Origin of the sequence: Halomonas citrativorans, from assembly GCF_900163645.1 — a bacterium.
GTDB lineage: Bacteria > Pseudomonadota > Gammaproteobacteria > Pseudomonadales > Halomonadaceae > Vreelandella > Vreelandella citrativorans.
This window is the reverse complement of the sequence record NZ_FUKM01000037.1, coordinates 1-1,091: the sequence shown is the minus strand read 5'-3', so window position 1 is coordinate 1,091 and position 1,091 is coordinate 1. Positions and strand designations below refer to the sequence as shown.

Annotated in this window: 1 protein-coding gene; it reads right to left on the bottom strand. The window is 62.8% G+C overall.

Annotated features, from left to right (window positions below):
* Window positions 1-1,091: type VI secretion system tip protein TssI/VgrG (tssI, locus tag CZ787_RS09465; RefSeq protein WP_140398981.1), on the bottom strand; the 1,091-nt coding region annotated here is incomplete at both ends.

The following is a 1,091-nucleotide window of genomic DNA, read 5'->3' as shown; positions in this document are numbered from 1 at the left end:
CGCCAGGTCTGGTCCCGGGGCATTAGCTCGATGCTGTTGTGGTAGCGGGTCATCTGCTCGCTAGCCTGGTCTGACGTCGCGCTACCGCGCGCCATGCCGTCCTCTTCCAGCGCCTGGGGCTGCTCGCCAACATGCACTACACCCAGTACCTGCCAGTCCTGATTGAGGCTCTCCACGTCGTGGTCGGTCAGGGTGAAGCAAATGCCCGGCGCCAGTTCGGGCAGGTCGCTTTCGGCCTGGGCTACCAATGCATCGGCGCGTAGAGATTCCAGCCGGTGGCGGGTAAACGGCTTGCCGGAGCCATCTTTCTTATAGCGGCCCGGGTAGTCGAAGTGTTCGTAATCCTCATGCTGAGCGTGCTCGCCTAGCCCCGACGCCTGATGTTCATGCAATTGGGCGTAGGCCGGGTTTTGAAAGGTGTAGTCCTTGAGCATGGCAGACGCCGGGCGTACCCGGCTGACCTGGCGCAGCTTACGCAGATGGCGCCGGGGCGGCGTGCCGCCCGCGCGGCCGTGGTAGGTGCGCTCACCGACGCTTGGGAGCACCACGGTGGCATCGGCAAACACCAGCCGGTGGGCGCCACCTTCGGCGTTTTCGAACTCGTGGAAATAGAAGCAGCCCTCTTCGGCGGCCAGGCGTTCGATAAACGCCAGGTCGGTTTCCCGGTACTGCACCAGGTACTCCCGCTCGAGCGGGGTACGCGTGGTGGCAAAGCCGATATCCGTCAGGCCACGCTCGTCGGCAAGCGTTGTGATCGCATCGTAAGGGGCCGCGTTCTGAAAAATACGCGAATTGTGGCGTAAAGAAAGCCGCCACAACGCCGGGCGAATCACCACGTGATAAAACGAGCGCCGGTGGCCCCGGTCGCCCTGGGCGAATTCACTCACGATGCCGTGAATACGGCGCAGCGGCTCGCCATCCTGCCAAATAGTCAGGGTAGCGGTCTTATCCAGGCAGTTGACAGGCGAAAGGTCGTGAGCGCGGCTGGCAAACTCGACAGAGAGCGAAAACGGTTCGGAAAGGGCTTCGCGGTGGGTAAAGCGGACAACGGCGGTGTCGTCTGCCCCGGGCAGGGCAAGAGTAAATTGAAG